At 40.2% G+C, this 18,636-nt stretch carries 20 protein-coding genes; 14 read left to right on the top strand and 6 right to left on the bottom strand.

What is annotated here, in order from left to right:
• The first annotated feature begins 370 nt into the window (after positions 1-370).
• Both DRW42_RS25850 and DRW42_RS25845 read left to right on the top strand, forming a co-directional pair.
• Complete coding sequence (locus DRW42_RS25850) at positions 371-1,012, top strand: DUF47 domain-containing protein (RefSeq protein WP_208643648.1); 642 nt, start codon at positions 371-373, stop codon at positions 1,010-1,012.
• 12 nt (positions 1,013-1,024) lie between these two features.
• Positions 1,025-2,035, top strand: coding sequence for an inorganic phosphate transporter (locus DRW42_RS25845; protein ID WP_113951764.1), 1,011 nt, complete (start codon positions 1,025-1,027; stop codon positions 2,033-2,035).
• A 386-nt stretch (positions 2,036-2,421) separates the two neighbouring features.
• Here DRW42_RS25845 and DRW42_RS25840 read toward each other — a convergent pair whose 3' ends face one another.
• The 3 genes from DRW42_RS25840 to DRW42_RS25830 all read right to left on the bottom strand — a co-directional run bounded on the left by DRW42_RS25840 (position 2,422) and on the right by DRW42_RS25830 (position 5,017).
• The gene (locus DRW42_RS25840; protein WP_158544406.1) at positions 2,422-3,060 is read right to left on the bottom strand and encodes an FMN-binding negative transcriptional regulator; all 639 of its coding nucleotides are present in this window, start codon (positions 3,058-3,060) and stop codon (positions 2,422-2,424) included.
• 78 nt (positions 3,061-3,138) lie between these two features.
• A complete protein-coding gene (locus DRW42_RS25835; protein ID WP_113951762.1) occupies positions 3,139-4,446 on the bottom strand; it encodes a carboxypeptidase-like regulatory domain-containing protein in 1,308 nt (435 codons plus the stop codon).
• A complete protein-coding gene (locus DRW42_RS25830; RefSeq protein WP_113951761.1) occupies positions 4,439-5,017 on the bottom strand; it encodes an RNA polymerase sigma factor in 579 nt (192 codons plus the stop codon). Before DRW42_RS25830 ends, DRW42_RS25835 begins: the two co-directional genes overlap by 8 nt.
• A gap of 187 nt (positions 5,018-5,204) precedes the next feature.
• Here DRW42_RS25830 and DRW42_RS25825 point away from each other — a divergent pair, with 187 nt between their 5' ends.
• The 10 genes from DRW42_RS25825 to DRW42_RS25775 all read left to right on the top strand — a co-directional run bounded on the left by DRW42_RS25825 (position 5,205) and on the right by DRW42_RS25775 (position 13,351).
• Positions 5,205-5,969, top strand: a complete 765-nt coding sequence (locus tag DRW42_RS25825) for a DUF4197 domain-containing protein (RefSeq protein WP_113951760.1) — start codon at positions 5,205-5,207, stop codon at positions 5,967-5,969.
• A gap of 194 nt (positions 5,970-6,163) precedes the next feature.
• Complete coding sequence (locus DRW42_RS25820; RefSeq protein ID WP_113951759.1) at positions 6,164-7,099, top strand: TolB family protein; 936 nt, start codon at positions 6,164-6,166, stop codon at positions 7,097-7,099.
• A 1,143-nt stretch (positions 7,100-8,242) separates the two neighbouring features.
• Complete coding sequence (locus tag DRW42_RS25810) at positions 8,243-8,794, top strand: RNA polymerase sigma factor (protein ID WP_113951757.1); 552 nt, start codon at positions 8,243-8,245, stop codon at positions 8,792-8,794.
• Between the two features lie 10 nt (positions 8,795-8,804).
• Positions 8,805-9,158, top strand: coding sequence for a hypothetical protein (locus tag DRW42_RS25805; protein ID WP_113951756.1), 354 nt, complete (start codon positions 8,805-8,807; stop codon positions 9,156-9,158).
• Between the two features lie 309 nt (positions 9,159-9,467).
• A complete protein-coding gene (locus DRW42_RS25800; protein WP_113951755.1) occupies positions 9,468-9,734 on the top strand; it encodes a hypothetical protein in 267 nt (88 codons plus the stop codon).
• A 3-nt stretch (positions 9,735-9,737) separates the two neighbouring features.
• Complete coding sequence (locus tag DRW42_RS25795) at positions 9,738-9,971, top strand: hypothetical protein (protein WP_113951754.1); 234 nt, start codon at positions 9,738-9,740, stop codon at positions 9,969-9,971.
• Positions 9,972-9,975: 4 nt separating this feature from the next.
• Positions 9,976-10,368: a glycosyltransferase gene (locus DRW42_RS25790; RefSeq protein WP_113951753.1), complete on the top strand. Its 393-nt coding sequence runs from the start codon at positions 9,976-9,978 to the stop codon at positions 10,366-10,368.
• 51 nt (positions 10,369-10,419) lie between these two features.
• Positions 10,420-10,872 carry an Hsp20/alpha crystallin family protein gene (locus tag DRW42_RS25785; protein ID WP_113951752.1) on the top strand — a complete coding sequence of 151 codons (453 nt, stop codon included), beginning with the start codon at positions 10,420-10,422 and terminating at the stop codon, positions 10,870-10,872.
• A gap of 173 nt (positions 10,873-11,045) precedes the next feature.
• Positions 11,046-12,266: a DEAD/DEAH box helicase gene (locus DRW42_RS25780; protein WP_208643647.1), complete on the top strand. Its 1,221-nt coding sequence runs from the start codon at positions 11,046-11,048 to the stop codon at positions 12,264-12,266.
• Between the two features lie 173 nt (positions 12,267-12,439).
• On the top strand, positions 12,440-13,351 hold the full coding sequence (locus tag DRW42_RS25775) for an AEC family transporter (protein WP_113951751.1): 912 nt from the start codon (positions 12,440-12,442) through the stop codon (positions 13,349-13,351).
• Positions 13,352-13,550: 199 nt separating this feature from the next.
• On the opposite strand, the gene DRW42_RS25770 is transcribed toward DRW42_RS25775, so the two are convergent.
• Positions 13,551-14,744, bottom strand: a complete 1,194-nt coding sequence (locus DRW42_RS25770) for a C1 family peptidase (RefSeq protein ID WP_113951750.1) — start codon at positions 14,742-14,744, stop codon at positions 13,551-13,553.
• Between the two features lie 112 nt (positions 14,745-14,856).
• On the bottom strand, positions 14,857-16,284 hold the full coding sequence (locus tag DRW42_RS25765) for an L-serine ammonia-lyase (protein ID WP_113951749.1): 1,428 nt from the start codon (positions 16,282-16,284) through the stop codon (positions 14,857-14,859).
• Positions 16,285-16,395: 111 nt separating this feature from the next.
• Between DRW42_RS25765 and DRW42_RS25760 the strand changes: the two genes are divergently transcribed.
• On the top strand, positions 16,396-16,887 hold the full coding sequence (locus DRW42_RS25760) for an RDD family protein (RefSeq protein ID WP_113951748.1): 492 nt from the start codon (positions 16,396-16,398) through the stop codon (positions 16,885-16,887).
• 42 nt (positions 16,888-16,929) lie between these two features.
• Complete coding sequence (locus DRW42_RS25755) at positions 16,930-17,931, top strand: energy transducer TonB (RefSeq protein ID WP_113951747.1); 1,002 nt, start codon at positions 16,930-16,932, stop codon at positions 17,929-17,931.
• A 25-nt stretch (positions 17,932-17,956) separates the two neighbouring features.
• Here DRW42_RS25755 and DRW42_RS25750 read toward each other — a convergent pair whose 3' ends face one another.
• Entirely contained in the window at positions 17,957-18,616 is a 660-nt protein-coding gene (locus DRW42_RS25750; protein WP_113951746.1) for an MgtC/SapB family protein, read from the bottom strand.
• Positions 18,617-18,636: the final 20 nt, after the last annotated feature.

The raw sequence follows: 18,636 nt of genomic DNA, 5'->3' as shown, positions 1-18,636 counted from the left end.
TTATAACACTAAGTTAATAGCATTGGTGTCTCCACGAACCATTTCTTGTTTTGCCACGGAGACACTGAAAAAATATGTTGTTCCCGTCATGATTTAAACCTTTAACTACAGATAAAAAGGATGCACACTGATGAAATCGTGTTTATCTGTGTGCATCTGTGGCTAAAAAGTCACTACCTTGCCACAACTCTCAACTTACACACCTCATTATTATTTTCATAAGGCTTTATTCGTTTCATTATCAAATACCTAAAAGGAAGTTGAAAGCAATGTAATGTGACAAAAACAGGTAATAATTTCTTAATATAATTAATGAATTAACATTAACTTAACATTGGGCTTGTAGCTTTGCAACATATTAAAAATTAACATGAACAATATTTTTAAGTTCTTTACCCCTCAGGACAGAAAGTTTCACCCACTTTTCGAGCAGGCTGGTAGCAATGCATTAAAGATTGCAGAAGCCCTTTTAGAAATGGTAAGCACAGGTGATGCTGAAAGCAGAAAAACTATTTTTAAAGAGATTGAACGCTTAGAGCACGTGGGAGACGATATTACCCATTCGATCTTTCTTGAATTGAGCAGGAACTTCATTACGCCGTTCGATCGTGAAGACATCCACCAACTGGCTACTGCCGTTGATGATGTTGCCGATTATATTTACGGAACTGCAAACCGCATGCAGATGTACAACATGAATACCATTAACGAGCCGATTGTTAAAATTGCAGAGCTTTTGGTAGAAATGTGTACCGATATTGATAAAGCCATCAAAGAATTACGCAGTTTCAAAAATATCCGTGTAATTGCTGATGCCTGTATCCGTATTAACAGCGGCGAAAACCAGGCCGATTACGTATTTACATTGGCGGTTGCCCGTTTATTCGAATACGAAACCAATGCGATTGAATTAATTAAACAAAAAGAGGTTTTACAAACGATAGAAAAAGCGACAGATAAATGTGAGGATGTAGCGAATGTGCTTGAAACTATCTTGGTTAAAAACGCTTAATAAAAAACAAACATGGTAACTACCTTATTGGTTGTTGTTGTAATTCTGGCTATTGCTTTCGATTACATTAACGGCTTCCACGATGCCGCTAACTCGATTGCAACAGTTGTTTCTACAAAAGTGCTTACGCCTTTTCAGGCGGTTTTGTGGGCTGCGTTGTTCAACTTCGCTGCTTACTTTTATTTTACCGACCACAAAGTGGCCAACACGGTTGCTAAAACCGTAATCGAAAATTATATCACTCTGGAAGTTATTCTTGCAGGCTTAATTGCTGCAATTATCTGGAACCTGTTAACCTGGTGGTATGGTATCCCTTCAAGTTCATCTCATACCCTTATCGGCGGTTTTGCAGGAGCTGGTATGACACACGCTTTGTTAATTGGAGCTAGTCCGCTTGCTGCGGTGGAAATGGGATATGTTGTTAAAATCGTATCGTTTATTGTGCTTGCGCCAATCATTGGTATGGTAATTTCGGTGGTTTTAACGCTGATTATTATAAACATCTGTCGCCACGCTAAACCTGCTACAGCAGAGAAATGGTTTAAACGCCTTCAATTGATCTCATCTGCTGCATTAAGTTTCTTCCACGGGGGGAATGATGCACAAAAAGTAATGGGGATCATTGCTACCGCTTTAATTGCGGCTAAGGTTATCCCGAACTTCGAATCGATGCCGGCCTGGGTGCCAATATGCTGCTATTCTGCAATATCGTTAGGTACCATGAGTGGTGGCTGGAAAATCGTTAAAACCATGGGATCGAAAATTACAAAGGTAACAGCCTTAGAAGGTGTTGCTGCCGAGGGTGCTGGTGCCATTACATTAGGCATTACCGAGCATTTCGGTATCCCGGTTTCTACTACACATACCATTACAGGCTCTATTGTGGGTGTGGGTGTGGTAAAAAGTGTATCGGCAGTACGTTGGGGTGTTACAATTAATCTGATCTGGGCATGGATTTTAACCATCCCGGTTTCGGCTACGTTGGCAGCCATTATTTATGCCATCATTTACTATTTAAAGTAAAAACAAAATCCTTAATATACTCAAAAGACCAAGGCATTAGCTTTGGTCTTTTTTGTTTGGTGTTTCACCGCAAAGGACGCGGAGTTTTTAGCAATGAGCGCTAAGGAAGGGCACTTAACAGAATACAATAAAACGGGCGTCATCTCAACTGAAAACGCAATGGAATGGAGATCCTTCGACTCCGCTCAGGATGACGATTTAAGAAAACGGGCGTCATCTCGACCAGAGCATTGGCGGAGTGGAGAGATCTATCGTGCATGAAAGACCCTGAAACAAGTTCAGGGTGACGGCGTGCAGGAGAGATTTACCTAAATAGATTTTTCGACTACGTTTTACTCCGCTCGAAATGACGGAGACAATAAATAAGTTATGCGTTAACTCTTCTGTCATTCTGAACGTAGTGAAGAATCTTTCATTGATTTGCTCATTTCCTTCGCTACTTCTTGCGCCAATACATCTTCGCTTTTCTCTAAATTTGAGACGATACTTTCCTGGTTTTTTACTGAATGATTCTGGCTCATTTTAAAAACATGATCAATATGGTTCACCGAAACTTCGAAGCCGGTAATTGCCTTTAAATGTTTCTGGATATAAGCTTTGTCCATTTTGTTAAATGCCGCGGGACTTGTTTCCGGATTTTCGTACTTATTGGTTAATTCTTTGATTACCTGATAGGTTTCTTCTGGATCCATAAGCCTGATGGTACCTTTGGCCTGAACCGTTTTATAATTCCATGTTGATGCTACAGCAGGAGTTTCGTATACAGAAGCACTTATATAAGCATGTGCACCTGTAAAAATGGCCATTACCTTCGGATTTTGTTCAAAAGCTTTGCAATGATCCGTTTTGGTCATGATATGGCCAATGAGTTTTATTGAATCGCCATCGATTACTGTTTTAACCGGTACCTGTGTGGCAACCGGATATTCTCCATCGAAACCGATTAAGGTGATAAAAGTATTTTGGTGCATAAACTCAAGAATTTCATCCTGGTTTTTAGCTGTAAAATGTGGGAGTTTGTACATGATATTTAAGTCTGTCGTCATTGCGAGAAGGAACGACGAAGCAATCTATTTAGAAAACTGTTTTGAAAAGAGAATCTTTTAAAACTTCACGCTGATTTCTACTGAATCAGTTCCGTTTTTGGGCAATACCCAATCCGGACCACTTTGGATAAGCCGCATCGCTTCTGCGTCAGCTTTTTTGTTCAGCGATTTTATAATGGCGATGTTGGTAGGCCGTCCGTTCTTTTTAACCTTAAAGCTTAAAATAACAAACTGCTCTGGTCCTTTCGGGTTATATAACTTATTGTTGCTTTCGAGGTATTGTGTATAGTTTATGGTAGAAACCGGAACAGGTTTAGTAATCTCTTCTGCTGCTTTTCCATCTAAATTCTGTTCTGCACGCAAGGTAATTTTCGGAGCAAGTATATTTTCTTTCTTCTGTCCGTTAGAGCCTGTAATCAAAGCAATTTCGTTTAATGTCCTGTTACCGGTTAAAGCATTTTTAATCGCATTCGGATCCTGCAATCCTATTACCGGCGCCTCTTTAAATCCAATTGCATTAATCAACAGGTCTTTATCTTTTGCATTGCTATCGGCTGGTAAATAAAAGTACCCTTTAGCATCAGTTGCGGTAACATTTTTAGAGCCCGCCAGTTTTACTACTGCACCCTGAATGGGCTGGCCATTGCTCTGATTAACCACATTGCCAATAAATGCTATTTTACCTGAGCCAAACGCCGGTGCAGGGGCTGCCGCAATTGCCGGTTCATTTAATGCTTCCTGCACTGCTTTTGCTTTACTCGCATAGCCATTAAAATTCTCAAATCTGGCGGTACCTTTGCGGTTATAATCAATTACTGCTTTTTGTTCGGCAACTGCTCTCTCCGCGGGTTGAACAATCGCTTTTGTTCTGGAGTTTTTTGCCAGATCGACGGTTTTTGCATCAGTAATGGCCTGGTCTATCAAAGCAGATTTGGTTGCACTTTGAACCGCTGTATCCGTTTTTGGCTGAGTTGAAGCAACAGCTGTACTGCTATCCAGTCTAACAATTACCCCTTCCTTTTTGCGTGCTGCAACTTCTGCATTTCTGCGGTTGGTTTCGCGCATAAAGAATAGAATACTTACCGCAATAAAAGCAACGGTAGCGGTTGCAGCAATACTTAACCTTTGCGTGGTAATGCCCCAAAGTTTACGTTTTATCGGTTTTTCCGAAACACGGTCGTACAGTTGTTTTTGTAAAATAGAAAGCGTTTGTTTGCGTTTTGGCGATTGTTTTAAGCCTTCTAAAGCTTCGGCCACAAAAGGATCTTCCAGAGCCTGTCTTTCTACAAAGTGCATAGCTTTGGCATCAAGCTTACCATCAAGGTAATCTTCCAGTACATCAATATCTAACCAATCGTTATTCACTACTGTTTTTCTCTATACAAATCTTTAAATTCCGCTTACCATTCTGGATGTAACTTTTCACTTTAAGCATGTCGTAACCGGTAATATCGGCCACTTCTTTATAGCATTTTTCCTGCAGATAAAATAAATCTACGCTTTTTCGCTGTTCTTCGGGCAAAGTTTCCATACACTTTTCCATGATGGTAAGCTGTGTTTCTTTTGTGTTGTCTATATCCAGATGCACAAACTCGCTGTTTTCCACAAAAGTATCGTCTATCGAAACGTTATTTTGCTTCGAAGATTTCCGCAATGCCATTAAACAATGGTTGCGTGTTAAAACATGGAGCCAGCTTTTAAAATTCTGTACTTCATGTATTTTTAGCTTGGTTACCAGTTCTTCGAAAATCTGCATTACCGCATCTTTGCTCTGCTCTTCATCTTTAAAGTAGTTGAGGCAAACCCCGAAAACAAGGTGCATGTATTTGTTGTAAAGCGTACCCAATGCATCCAAATCGCCCGTATTTTTATACTGGGCAATCAGTTTGGCATCATCTTGCTGGTTATTTCCAGCTGTATTCTTTATAAATCTCAAAAAATATGGCAGCTATTCGAATTATCTTTCAAGTATAAAAAATATTTCTGAGTGATGGCATATAAACTAATATTTTAGGGAGAATTGAGCATGAATAATTCAGGGTTAGCCGCACATAAACACTTATATTTGAACTATCAATTTAAATTATGGCAGTTGTTTTGCTCATCCCAATTAAACACACACAATGAAAAAGATCAATATTTTAGCTGCATCAATCGTGTTGCTATCGGTAAGCCTAAACGCGGGTGCCCAAATTAAACTAAGTGATATTTTTAAGAAGGTAACAGGAAAACAGGCCACCACCACAGGCACAAGCGCGACCGGAACACCATCTACCCTCGAAATTGGGCAGGGCATTAAGGAAGCATTGCAAATTGGCGTTTCTGCAGGGGCAGACCGACTTTCGGTTAAAGACGGCTTTTTAGGTAATCTTGCTGTTAAAATATTAATGCCTCCTGAAGCACAAAAAGTAGAAAAAACATTGCGAGGTATAGGTTTGAACAAACTTTGCGATAATGTAATTGTGAGCCTGAACCGTGCGGCCGAAGATGCAGCTACGGAAGCAAAACCGATTTTTATCTCTGCCATTAAGCAGATGACATTAACTGATGCTACCAATATTTTGCTGGGCAATAACAACGCAGCTACAGAATATTTTAAGCGGGTTACTACTTCGCAGTTGATGGAAAAATTTAGTCCGATTGTAAGCACCAGTTTAAGCAAGGTAAATGCCACCAAATATTACAGCGATTTAACTACACAATATAACCGCCTGCCTTTGGTAAAACCTGTAAATACCAACCTAACCGAATATGTTACGCAAAAAGCGATAGATGGTTTATTTATTGAAGTTGCCAAAGAAGAATTAAAAATAAGGGGCAACCTGAGCTCAAGAAGTACAACCTTGCTACAAAAAGTATTCGGCTACGCGGATAAGAAAAAGATTTAAAATTATGGTATGTTTCGTGGAGACACGAAACATGGCGAGAGACACGAAAATCGGCGGGAAAAAGATTTAAGTAAAATATGTATTGTGGTTCGTGTCTTCAGGAACAGCGTGCTTTATAAGTTTTTTTTAAGTAAAATATCCTGTTTGGATTACTTTCTAATGGGCATACACAAAAACTATTTGTAAAATTGCGCATGACGAAAATCAGCAGTACATTATTTTCTATTTTAATTCCCTGCGTGGCATTAATCACTTCTTGCAGCAACAGCAAACCTAATGAAGACGGAAATAAAGCCATTTTGGATACCGTTTCTTTAAGTAATAAAAATTTCGCTCTGGCTTATCAGGACGGAGATAAAATTGTTGCAACGAGTATCGATACAATGAAACAGATTTCGTTCGGTGGAGCTACCGATCCGGCTATTTCGCCTGATGGTAATAAACTGGCTTATACCCTTAGCGATTTGGCAGGCAACCGCTCCATCTGGATTGCCGATATGGAAAATAAAAATCAAGGGAAACTGCAGGTAAACAGCAATAATTATTACGGGGCGGTATGGTCTGCTGACGGTAACAGTATTGCTTTCAGCGTATTCAACAACAAAAGTGTTTGGAAAGTAGGTGTGATTAAGGCTGATAATTCCGGTTACATCATGCTGGATAGCACATCAAAAATTAATGCTTTTGGGCCCAACTGGAAAAACGAAAAAGAAATTATTGCGCACGATCTTGAAAACCTCTACACCTTTGATCTTTCAGGAAAACTGATCGATACGAAACTGATAAAAACTTTAATTGGAAGTGAATATAACATCTCGAGCAGTAACAATTTCTTTTATAGTAAAGATGGTAAAAAACTAATCTTTAATGCCGCGGGTGGCGAGGTACTGCCGGAGTTACACGAGATGGCCGATGCGGTTTACATCCTGGATCTGGCCAGTAAAAAAGTAACACCACTTTCACCAAAAGGAATGCATGTTCCCTTTCTTTCTGTAACTGCCGACGATCGTATTTTTTACAGTGGCGAAGTAAAACCTTATACGCAGAGTAGAATTTACGTAGCCGATTTAAATGGAAATACTAAAACGGTGGTTGATAAAGGGAGTAACCCAACCGGCGCGCAGAAATAACGGGAACTTCCGAAGTCTGCAAGATGGTTACTCACTGATAACCCTGCCCATTCCGACTGCTAAACTTCGAAAGATGCCGAAAAAAATAACGAAAATTTAAATGATAGCGTCATCTCGAGCGGAGCCGAGAGATCTATCTCGAGTTAGATCTCTCCGTTTCGCGATGCTACAGTCGAGATGACGACATTTTATATCAGTCATTTTGGAGGTGTACCTCCTTCGTGCCTAAACCCGATTGACGGGAAAAGCTCCCGATTTTTCATCGGGACTTGTACCAAAAAGCGGGACTGCAGCCCGCCAAGAACACCTGTCATTTGATTTCCAAAAAGAGAGTAATCATAAACTATTGCACAAGGCTTTTTAATACTTTCTAAGTTAGCCCTGCCCATTCCGACTGCTAAACTTCGAAAGATGCCGAAAAAAATAACGAAAATTTAAATGATAGCGTCATCTCGAGCGGAGCCGAGAGATCTATCTAGAGTTAGATCTCTCCGTTTCGCGATGCTACAGTCGAGATGACGACATTTTATATCAGTCATTTTGGAGGTGCACTTACTTCGTTCCTAAACCCGATTGACGGGGAAAGCTCCCGATTTTTCATCGGGACTTGTACCAAAAAGCGAGACTGCAGCCCGCCAAGAGCCCCTGTCCTTTCATTTCCAAAAAAATAATAATCAAACTATTGCACGAGGCTTTTTTAATACTTTCAAAGTTAGTCCTGCCCATTCCCATCGCTAAACTTCGAAATATGCCGAAAAAAAATAACGAAAATTTAATTGATAACGTCATCTCGAGTTAGATCTCTCCGTTCCGCGATGCTACAGTCGAGATGACGACATTTTATATCAGTCATTTTGAAGGGAGCAGGGTGTACCAACTTTGTGTCTAAACCCGATTGACGGGGAAAGCTCCCGATTTTTCATCGGGACTTGTACCAAAAGCGGGACTGCATTTCGCCAATAACACCGGTCCTTTCATTTCCAAAAGGAGAATAATCATAAACTATTGCACAAGGCTTTTTAATACTTTCGAAGTTAGCCCTGCCCATTCCCACTGCTAAACTTCGAAAGATGCCGAAAAAAATAACGAAAATTTAAAGTAATATTGAGTTTCATCCGTTTACTGCTTTATACGCAATAAATAGTGCCAACAAACGAACCTCAAAATATCATTTCAACGGTTGCCAATTATGGTAAACGCCTCTTCAGTTTCATCCGTGGAAGGGTGAATACCGATGAGGACGCGGAAGATATTTTACAGGATGTTTGGTTCCAGCTGAGTAATCAGCCGGAGGTAGGCACCATCGAGCAGATTAGCGGCTGGCTCTACCGGGTAGCCAGAAATAAGATTACCGATAAATACCGGAAACAAAAGGAAGAATCGCTGGAAGATTTTAGTTTTGAGGGAGAGGATGGCGAAATCAATTTCAAGGAGATTTTGCTTGCCGAGGCTTATTCACCGGAAGAGGAAAGCTTAAAAAAATTATTCTGGGACCAACTCTTCCTGGCGCTCGAAGAACTGCCCGAAAATCAACGTTATGTATTTGTACAGAATGAACTGGAAGAACGCACTTTTCAGGAGCTGGCCGATGAAAGCGGAGAGAATATCAAAACATTAATATCAAGAAAAGGTTATGCGGTAAAACACCTGCGTAACCGCTTACAAAATTTATATCAGGAATTTATTAACTATTAAATTTGCAGACATGATGAATAGAAATTTTAATCGGCGCAAGAAATTTATTTTCTTTTTACCCGTAGCCCTGCTTATTGCAGCGGTTTTGGGGTATGTGGTTATGTTTTTATGGAACTGGATTTTACCTGAGGTGGCACATGCAGGCAAACTAACTTATTGGCAGGCACTGGGCTTACTGGTACTGTGCCGGTTGCTTTTTGGCAATTTTAAAAAAGGTGGCCACGGCGGACATGAAGGTTTCCGTGAGCGGGCAAAAACCATGCGTGCCAAATGGGAAACCATGAACGATGAGGAGCGGGTGAAATTTAAAGAAGAATATAAACGAAGGTGTGGCGGATGGGGCCACCACCGGAACAAAGAATAATTAGAAGCCTCGAAGAAATTCGGGGCTTTTTTGTTTATTGGTTGGTGTCCCGCCAACCAACGCTCGTCATTGCAATAACGACTTGTTTTATTAGTATCTCACTGACCATTAATTTGATCCAGCTAAAGATCCTTCGACTACGCTCAGGATGACATAACGAGGGGGTGACGCTCCAGATTTAAAAAAAATCAAAATAATTTAAAGTAAAAATAAAGCTGCCCCGTCTTCCTATATAAATAACGAAAACAACAGGATTTAATGGTCAACTTGCTTACAGTGAATTGATTAAATCCTTTAAAAAATAAGAAGATGAAAAAAATATTAAAAGCTATAGGATTTGGGATTATACTCGGCGCGGCCGCTTTCTTTATCCCGTTTGTATTCAAATTTATATTGGCTGCGGTGCTGATCGGTTTTATGTTCAGGGCCTTTGCCGGCAGGAGACGCCATTATTTTCATAGCAGATACAATGGGTTCGAAAACCATTTTAACCCGATTGTACCAATCGATAACCAATGGTACAAACCAAATGTAGAGGGCAATGGACCAGTGAATAACATCAACATTAACTATTAAGCCATGAGAACATTCAGGATATTACTGGCACTGGCTGTTGCCGCAGGAACTTTTTACAGCTTAAATGTACTGGCGGTTCAAAACGGATACCGCGATCGCCTTGACTTTAAAAACAGGCATTACAATGAAGATTGTGACCATGAATATAACAGACGTCATGCTTTCAGTCATCACAATAGAAAAACCACTGATGCCTTAATTGCACCGGTAGATAGTGTTAACATTACAAAAAGATAAGGTTATGTCGCAGGTACTTTTTTTAAGCGATCCATCACAGGCAGATGTGAGTCCGATTTTAGGGATGGCCAACGAACTGATCAGCCGTGGCGAAAAGGTAACTTTTTTCAGTTCTGATGAATTTAAAAGCCCTATTGAGGAAATTGGTGCTGACTTTAGAGCCTACAATCAGGAAGTAAATATCTTTCAGGCGAAAAATGATACAGGCGAAGAAGAGCAACCGAAATCGGGATTGATCAGTGCCTTACTCGAACCGATGAAGTTTATTGATGATATTTTGGTGCAGATAAGGGGATTGAAATTTGATTATGCCGTTTTTTCGCCCGCTTATCCTTATGCAAATATTATTACACAACTATTGGGCATACCCAAAACCGAGCAGGCGGTTACCAGTTAATTGGTTAAATCCTGTGAATTAATAAAATAAATAACAATTAGATTAAGTAAAATGTACAAAGAACATAGATGCCACCAGGGCAGGATGCACGGCCGGTTTGGCGAAGGAGAAGGAAAATTTGGAAGGCATTTCGGCGGACCTTTCGGTCACCACAAATTCGGGATGTTTAACCAGGGATTTAGAAAAGTACCGGTAAACATCGAAGAAACAGAAAATAATTTTATCATCGAGCTTTTTGCTCCGGCTTTGCTTAAAGAAAGCTTAAAAGTTGTAACCAAAGATGATGTATTAACTGTTTCTTACCAACCAAAAGAAGAAGCTGATGCGGCTAAAAAATACAGTCGCAGAGAGTATAGTAATGGTGCTTTCGAAAGGGCTTTTGCCCTAAACGGAAAGGTTTTGTCAGAAAACATTTCGGCTGGTTATGCCGATGGGATCCTAAAAATTACCCTTCCTAAAAACCCCGAAACCAATATACCGGAAAAAGATATTCTGGTAGACTAAGTTTCGTCTATTATAATTTCCAGGCCCCGGTTGTTCAGAACAGCCGGGGCTGTTTTTTTAACCAGATTCCGGAAAAAAGGAGCTGCCTTAGATTAAACTCAACGATATTGAAATGCCGTTTGCTATTGGCCGTATTTTAAGGTACTTTTGCTAAAAGACATAAATACAATAGATTGAATTTTAACGACTTTAACTTTAACCCCGATTTATACGAAGGCTTAATGGCCATGGGGTATAAAAGCGCTACTCCAATACAAGAACAAGCCATACCGGTAATTTTAGATAACCACGATCTGATTGCCTGTGCCCAAACGGGAACCGGAAAAACGGCCAGCTATCTTTTGCCTGTTATGGACAAAATCAGCAGGGCGGCCGACAGGCATAATAATACTTTAATTCTTGCACCAACGCGCGAATTGGCCCAGCAGATCGATTTACAGGTTGAAGCATTGGCTTATTTTACCAATATCAGCTCCTTAGCTGTTTATGGTGGGGGAGATGGCATTGCGTACGAGCAGCAAAAACGTTCGATGCGCGAGGGGGTAGATATTATTATCGCTACGCCGGGAAGGTTGATGGCACACTTATCATCTGGCGTGTTAAAACTGGAGCACTTGCAGCATCTCATCCTTGATGAAGCTGACAGGATGTTGGATATGGGCTTTTACGACGATATTATCCGCATCATCAGTTATTTGCCAAAGAAAAGACAAACACTTTTATTCTCGGCTACTATGGCACCGAAAATAAGAACTATGGCAGGCAAAATTCTGCATGAACCTAAGCAGATTACCATTTCGATTGCGAAACCTGCTGAAGGGATAGATCAACAGGCTTATAATATTCACGATCAGCAGAAACAGGCCTTATTGACCGATATTTTCAAGAGCGAACAGTATAAAAGCAGTATTATTTTTGTTTCCACCAAAGAAAAGGTGAAAGCATTGTATAAGACCTTTAAGGGGCTGGGCATTAAAGCGGAGGCTTTTCACTCTGATTTAGGGCAAAAAGAACGCGAAGATATTTTATTGGCTTTCAAAAACAGGAGATTGCCGATTTTAATAGGAACAGACGTACTTTCACGCGGAATTGATGTGGAAGGAATTGATCTGGTCATTAATTATGATGTTCCTGGTGATCCGGCTGATTATGTACACCGCATTGGTCGTACGGCCAGAGCCGCAACTAAAGGTACAGCCATTACGCTGGTTAACGGAAGGGATAAACGCAAATTCGATAACATCGAAAAACTGATTGAAAAAGAAGTTCCGCGGATGCCTTTGCCACAAAGCATCGCCGCAATGGAAATCACACACGTAGAGGAAAAGAGACCTCAAAATAAAGGCAAGAAAAAGGTTTGGCATAAAAAGAAAAAACCAAAACCTTCTGCTTAATAAATGTAAAAAGTAAGATGTAAAATGGATGATTTAGCTAGCGATAGGAAATTCGTCCATTTTTTTTAAGCACTCGTCACCCTGAATTTATTTCAGGGTCTTTCATGCTAAAACATTATTTTAAATCAATCATTATAGAGTTCAAGTTTTTAGATTAATTCTGCGCTACTCAAATGGCAAACTTCATTCTTATCGGTTTATGCATCTTGGCGGGTATTCTTTTCAGGAAGAGCAAATCGTTACCCAAAGATGCACACAAGGGCATTAACGCCTGGATTATTTACATTGCATTGCCCGCAGTTTCGTTTAAATACCTGCCGCACATTACCTGGACGAAGGATCTGCTTTTCCCGGCATTGGCCCCGGTTTGTATCTGGCTTGTTGGTTGGTTATTCATAACCATATATAGCCGGCTAAGAAACCTGAGCAAGGCTACTTCCGGTGGTTTAAAATTAACCAGCTCATTAAGTAATACTTCTTTTGTGGGTTTCCCTTTAATCGTGGCTTATTTTAGCGAAAAAGAACTGGGTATTGCCATTATATGCGATCAGGTAACTTTTACGCTTTTATCAACCATTGGGGTAATTGTAGCCATACGCTCATCTCAGAATCAGAAATTAAGCGCAAAGCTGGTGCTGAAAAAAGTATTAACCTTTCCGCCATTGATCGGTTGTGTTCTGGCATTAACTATACCACGTTTTATCAACGTTTCTGTACTTGATCCGTTATTTGATAAACTTGCCGGAACGGTTGGTCCGCTGGCCTTGTTTTCAATTGGTTTGCAGCTCAAATTTGGTGGCTGGTTTAGCGAACTCAGGCACATTAGTACAGCTTTGTTATATAAATTGATTTTAGCGCCACTGGTTGTAATGCTGATTGCCATTGTTTTGGGCATGAGCGGAACAATTACCAAAATAACGATATTCGAAATGACCATGCCAACTTTATTAACCGCAGGGGTAGTGGCCGATCAGTACAACCTTAACCCCAAACTTTCTAACCTGGTGGTTGGGATCGGGATATTGCTTTCTTTTATTACCACGGGTTTGTGGTGGCTGGTGTTGACGTCTTCGGGGCTGGTTTAGGATTTCAAAAAGTGCCGTCATCTCGACCGGAACGCAGTGGAGCGGAGAGATCTATCTTGAGATAGATTTCTCAACTTCGTTACACTCCGCTCGAAATGACGACATGAGAGGAGTTTCGCCATACGCTTAGCGCTCTTCGCGATCAACAAAAAAAGCCGCAAAATCTCTTCTGCGGCTCCTTAAATCAGTTTAAATCCTCTTACAAAGCTAATTTCTTAGAAATTGCAGCCGGAATACCTGCCTTATTCAATAAAATTGCTGTGGTTTTATATTTAACGTAGTTTTTGGTTACATATAAGTACCCTTTATAGTCGTTGGTTGCTCCCCATGAGTTTTTAACGATATAGTATTCTTTACCGGTTTGATCTTTAGCTAAACCAACGATATGCATTCCATGATCATCAGTAGTCTGGTAATTGTCGAAAGCAAGCTGACGGTTTTCCTGGGTAATTTCCATTTCTGGCTGCGGACCGTTAAACAAATCTGCTTTTTGCTTCATCGTCATATCAGCGAAAGGCGTTTGCGGAACAAAAGCAACACCGTTTTTCCAGCTGAAGGTTTTTTCGCTTACATCAGTTGCCCATGCAACAGTATAACCACCTTTTAAAGCATTATCGATAATATCTGTTAATTCGGTTACTTTAACGTTGTAAACCTGATCGAACGACCAGTTATCAGGCACCAATAAAGTAAATTTGCTGTAGAAGGGATGATCATTAAACGATGACAATTCTACATAATTATCTGGATTTAAACCCACCACTTCTTTTGCGAATGTTTGCGGGGTATATTTTTTACCATTATAAGTAAAATTTTCTGGTACGGCACCTAAGTAAGCATCAATTACGCCGGTATAAGCTTTTAACCAGTTTGGTGTTAACTCTCCGTTCGAATTTTTAACTACAGCATCCAGCACACCTTTTTCAAGATCGCCAAGCTCGGCAGTTTTATTGATTTTAGTACCGTAGTTTAATCCTGTGTAAACTTCCTGAGGAACGGCACCATATTTTCTGTACATGTTGATGACATCGTGCAAAGCACCTCCATCGCCTAAAGACACAGCCCCATGCATACGTACATAGTTTTTACCTTTTTCTACATAAGCATTACGGGCTGAAAAAAGTGGTGATAAAGCTACGGGTTGTTTACCGGCTTTGATCATTTCTGATTCTAAAAATGAATTGGTAGAATAACTCCAGCAGGTACCTGATGAACCCTGGTTTTGAACGGGGGTATTGGCAAGATTAATTACTTCTGTGAATTTGAAAGAAGCTGCACTGTTTTCGCTTTGGTTGTTTTTTAAAGAATTAACAAGATTGTCTTGACCATAAGTTACCATAGTAGATAACGACAGGGCCAAACCAATCACACTGATTTTGGTGTAGTTGATCATTTTTTATGAATAATATTAAAAATTGAGCGAATGTAAAAATACTTGCTGGTTTAGGATCAGAAAGTTTGTAATAAATCGATAACAAACGTCATTTAATTGCAACAATGTTGAATTAACATTCTGGCAAACTGATCGGAATATTGGTTGCCAAGCCCCCATCAGAGGTTTCTTTGTATTTTGCATTCATATCCAAAGCAGTTTCCCACATGGTATTTACTACCGCATCGAGGCTTACTTTTGCTTTATCCGGATTACTTTGCAGGGCCAGCTGACTGGCAGTAATGGCTTTGATGGCGCCCATGGTATTACGTTCAATGCAGGGGATCTGTACCAAACCACCAATCGGATCGCAGGTTAAACCTAAATGATGCTCCATGGCAATTTCGGCAGCCATTAAAACCTGCCTTTGCGAACCGCCAAGGCACTCGGTAAGTGCTGCTGCGGCCATGGCAGATGAAACGCCGATTTCGGCCTGGCAGCCACCCATTGCCGCGGATATGGTAGCGCCCTTTTTGAAAATACTGCCTATTTCTGAAGCACAGGCAATAAACTGGATGATTTTTTCTTCGCTATAACCATCACAAAAGGTTATAAAGTATTGTAATACGGCAGGAATAACACCTGCAGCACCATTTGTAGGGGCTGTTACCACACGGCCAAACGAAGCATTTTCTTCATTTACTGCCAACGCAAAACAGCTTACCCAATCTAAAGTATAGTTAAAGCCGTTGCCGCCTTTTCTAATGGCATCAATCCAGCCGTCGTAATTGGTATATTCGCTTTTGTTGATTAACCGTTTATTCAAAGGGAAAGCCCTACGGGCAACGTTTAGTCCTCCGGGTAAAAAGCCGGTGGTGTGGCAGCCACGGTATATACAATCGCGCATTACGGCGAAATGTTGTAAAATGCCCTTTTTGGTTTCTGCTTCGGTACGCCAGGCCAATTCGTTTTCCATAACGATCTCGCTCACTTTTAAACCGGTGGACAGGCACCAGTGTAATAACTCTTTAGCTTTTTCAACCGGAAAGGGTAAATCTACCTGTGCTTTATTGCTATTATCTTCACCTTCTTTTACCACAAAACCACCACCAATCGAATAATAGGTTTCTGAAAAGGCTTTTCCGTTATTTAAAAAAGCCTGAAAAGTAACTGCATTGGGATGGAAAGGCAAACTTTCGGTAAAAAGGAATAATAAATCTTCATCATAATCAAAATCGATAATCAGATTGCCGGCAAGGTTCAGTTTTTTATCTCTTTGAATGCTTTCAAACGTTGGCGTAACCGCGTCCACATCAAAAGTTACCGGATCAGCACCGGTTAAACCCAATAAAATGGCAACATCGGTTCCGTGGCCTTTGCCTGTTTTTGCAAGCGAACCATATAACAGGATCTTAATGCCTTCAACATCGTTGATCAGGCCATTTTGAGTAAGCGACGAGGTAAATTGCTGGGCCGCACGCCAGGGGCCTAAAGTATGTGAGCTTGAAGGGCCAATGCCTATTTTAAAGATATCGAAAACCGAAATTTGTTCCTTGATCATTATGAATATAAGTTATACAAAGCTATGATTGTTTTATGATTTTGGCTAAATTAATTTTGACCGATGATCAAAATATTTTACCTTAGAAAGATCTGATTTAAACGCTCTAAAATGGATTTCAACATAAACTATCAGGTAGTTGATTTAAACTACTGCCGCGCCACTACAGGGAAAAGATTTGCCAATTACATTATCGATACCCTGGTATTTTATATTGTTGTTTTTGGATTAGGAATCGTAATAGGCATATTAAAACCAGATTTATTAGAGGGTTTAGATGACTTATCACTGCGTTTGATTACGCTGTTATTTTACGCGATTGTGATGTTTATGACAGAAGCAATGTCTAACGGAAGATCGATAGGTAAATTAATTACAGGCACAAGGGCAGTAAACGAAGATGGGAGTGATTTGACTTTTCAAAAAGCCTTTGTCAGGAATATTATAAGGGCGATCCCTTTTAATGCGCTTAGCGCTTTAGGCACGCCAAGCCATCCCTGGCACGATCGCTGGTCGGATACCATTGTAATCGACGAGAAGAAACTTGCTTTACATACCAATAGGGCACAGCTCTTTGATTCGGTTAAAAATCAAACTTTCTAAGCTCTTTTTAAACATTATTATTGATTCTCTTCAGATTTGAACATGAAATTACGCTTAACAATATTCATTTTACTAGTATCCATTTCCCTCAGTTACGCTCAAAAAGCTCAAAACGTATACTTTTTTAAAAATAATGGTAAAAAAGTGACGGAGAAGGCAGATGCTGATTTTATCCGCATTATACAAGAACCCGATTCGGGTGAAACCAATTTTAAATTATTGGAATATTACAGTAACGGCAATCGGAAAACAATCGGGCAGGTTAAATCATTCGAGCCTAACCTGGTTTTAGAAGGGACGAGCATGAGCTATGATTCGTTAGGCAGAAAAACAGAAATGGCTGCTTACAAGGATGGTTTGCGGAACGGAAAAAGTTTATCTTTCTTCCCTAACGGAAAAGTAAGAAGAGAAGCTGAGTATAGTTATGTTGCTCCACGGACGGATCAGATGATAGGGAAGGGCGCTTCGATAGGTGATTTTATTTTTAATACCAATATGAAAATAATATACGATGCAGATTCATCCGGAACTGTAAACATAAAAGATGGTAAGGGCCATTTAAAAAATGTAAATATTTTCAAAGGAGGAGAATCTGTTGAAGAGGGCGATTACATTGATGGACTCAAAACAGGTGAGTGGATTGGCCATGATACCAAAGCGAACACATCTTTTAAAGAAACCTATGAAGCCAATAAACTGATTGCCGGAGAGAGTTTAAAAGATGGTGTTGTTTATAAATATACGGCAAGTATGGAGGCTCCGGAATTTAAAGGTGGCCAGAAAGAATGGAACCGGTTTATTGCTACTACAACAAAATACCCGGTGGATGCACAAAAAAATGGCATCAGGGGCACTGTTTCTACCAGCTTCGTGGTTGATGGAAAAGGAAAGGTTGTCGACGTTAAAATTGAAAAATCTGTATATCAATCGCTGGATGATGAAGCCAGGCGCGTGCTTCAATATTCGCCCAAATGGGAACCCGGAAAACAAAGAGGAGTTCCGGTAAGGGTAAAATATAACCAGAATTTCAATTTTAATTTTTAAGAAAATTTGATTTTTTCAGCAGCGATTAAAAATCAAACTCTATAATATCATTATCTTTTAGCATACGTTCCACAAATTTCTGATGGTTTTGTGGCGTTCCGGTGGCTACCCAGTTTCCGGTAATAATATCATTTACCAATTGATGTTTGCCACGCTGTGGTTTAAGTTTACTTTCCCTGAAAACTTCCTCATAGCTTTCCAGATCGCCGTGGGTATGTTGTTTTTTAACAATGCGGTAAACCCTTTTGGTAAAGCGGCGATCACCGATTTCTTCTAAAAATGGGAAAATAATGAGCGCCAGTAATACCACAATGGTAACACCAACAGCCTGTTCGTAATAACCGGAACCAATGGCCATACCAATGGCAGCAACAATCCAGATAATACAGGCGGTTGTAAGCCCTTTTACACGGTTTTCTTCTTTAAAAATTACCCCTGCACCAAGAAAACCAATACCGGTAACAATATTGGAGGCAATCCGGTCCTGACTTGTTGGTCCGATTTTAATAGATAAAATGGTAAATAGGGTAGCGCCCAAACCAATCATCATCATGGTTTTTAAACCGGCCGATTTACTTCTGTATTCGCGTTCGGCACCAATAATGCCGCATAACAGGGTAGCCAATAAAAACTTATTGATTTCGCTTTGCGTAATAAAATGGTCGTGATCTAAGATTTCGTTCATTGCCCCTGGGTTATCATCGG

The sequence above is a fragment of the Pedobacter miscanthi genome (genome assembly GCF_003315595.1).
GTDB lineage: Bacteria > Bacteroidota > Bacteroidia > Sphingobacteriales > Sphingobacteriaceae > Pedobacter > Pedobacter miscanthi.
The sequence above is the reverse complement of the archived record's forward strand: the minus strand, read 5'-3'. Positions and strand labels throughout refer to the sequence as shown.

What these genes read in the sequence shown, in the direction of transcription:
- DRW42_RS25850 (WP_208643648.1), top strand. Translation starts at nt 371, where the DNA reads ATGAACAATATTTTTAAGTTCTTTACCCCTCAGGACAGAAAGTTTCAC.
- DRW42_RS25845 (WP_113951764.1), top strand. Translation starts at nt 1,025, where the DNA reads ATGGTAACTACCTTATTGGTTGTTGTTGTAATTCTGGCTATTGCTTTC.
- DRW42_RS25840 (WP_158544406.1), bottom strand. Translation starts at nt 3,060, where the DNA reads ATGTACAAACTCCCACATTTTACAGCTAAAAACCAGGATGAAATTCTT.
- DRW42_RS25825 (WP_113951760.1), top strand. Translation starts at nt 5,205, where the DNA reads ATGAAAAAGATCAATATTTTAGCTGCATCAATCGTGTTGCTATCGGTA.
- DRW42_RS25820 (WP_113951759.1), top strand. Translation starts at nt 6,164, where the DNA reads ATGACGAAAATCAGCAGTACATTATTTTCTATTTTAATTCCCTGCGTG.
- DRW42_RS25805 (WP_113951756.1), top strand. Translation starts at nt 8,805, where the DNA reads ATGATGAATAGAAATTTTAATCGGCGCAAGAAATTTATTTTCTTTTTA.
- DRW42_RS25800 (WP_113951755.1), top strand. Translation starts at nt 9,468, where the DNA reads ATGAAAAAAATATTAAAAGCTATAGGATTTGGGATTATACTCGGCGCG.
- DRW42_RS25795 (WP_113951754.1), top strand. Translation starts at nt 9,738, where the DNA reads ATGAGAACATTCAGGATATTACTGGCACTGGCTGTTGCCGCAGGAACT.
- DRW42_RS25790 (WP_113951753.1), top strand. Translation starts at nt 9,976, where the DNA reads ATGTCGCAGGTACTTTTTTTAAGCGATCCATCACAGGCAGATGTGAGT.
- DRW42_RS25785 (WP_113951752.1), top strand. Translation starts at nt 10,420, where the DNA reads ATGTACAAAGAACATAGATGCCACCAGGGCAGGATGCACGGCCGGTTT.
- DRW42_RS25775 (WP_113951751.1), top strand. Translation starts at nt 12,440, where the DNA reads ATGGCAAACTTCATTCTTATCGGTTTATGCATCTTGGCGGGTATTCTT.
- DRW42_RS25770 (WP_113951750.1), bottom strand. Translation starts at nt 14,744, where the DNA reads ATGATCAACTACACCAAAATCAGTGTGATTGGTTTGGCCCTGTCGTTA.
- DRW42_RS25765 (WP_113951749.1), bottom strand. Translation starts at nt 16,284, where the DNA reads ATGATCAAGGAACAAATTTCGGTTTTCGATATCTTTAAAATAGGCATT.
- DRW42_RS25760 (WP_113951748.1), top strand. Translation starts at nt 16,396, where the DNA reads ATGGATTTCAACATAAACTATCAGGTAGTTGATTTAAACTACTGCCGC.
- DRW42_RS25755 (WP_113951747.1), top strand. Translation starts at nt 16,930, where the DNA reads ATGAAATTACGCTTAACAATATTCATTTTACTAGTATCCATTTCCCTC.
- DRW42_RS25750 (WP_113951746.1), bottom strand. Translation starts at nt 18,616, where the DNA reads ATGAACGAAATCTTAGATCACGACCATTTTATTACGCAAAGCGAAATC.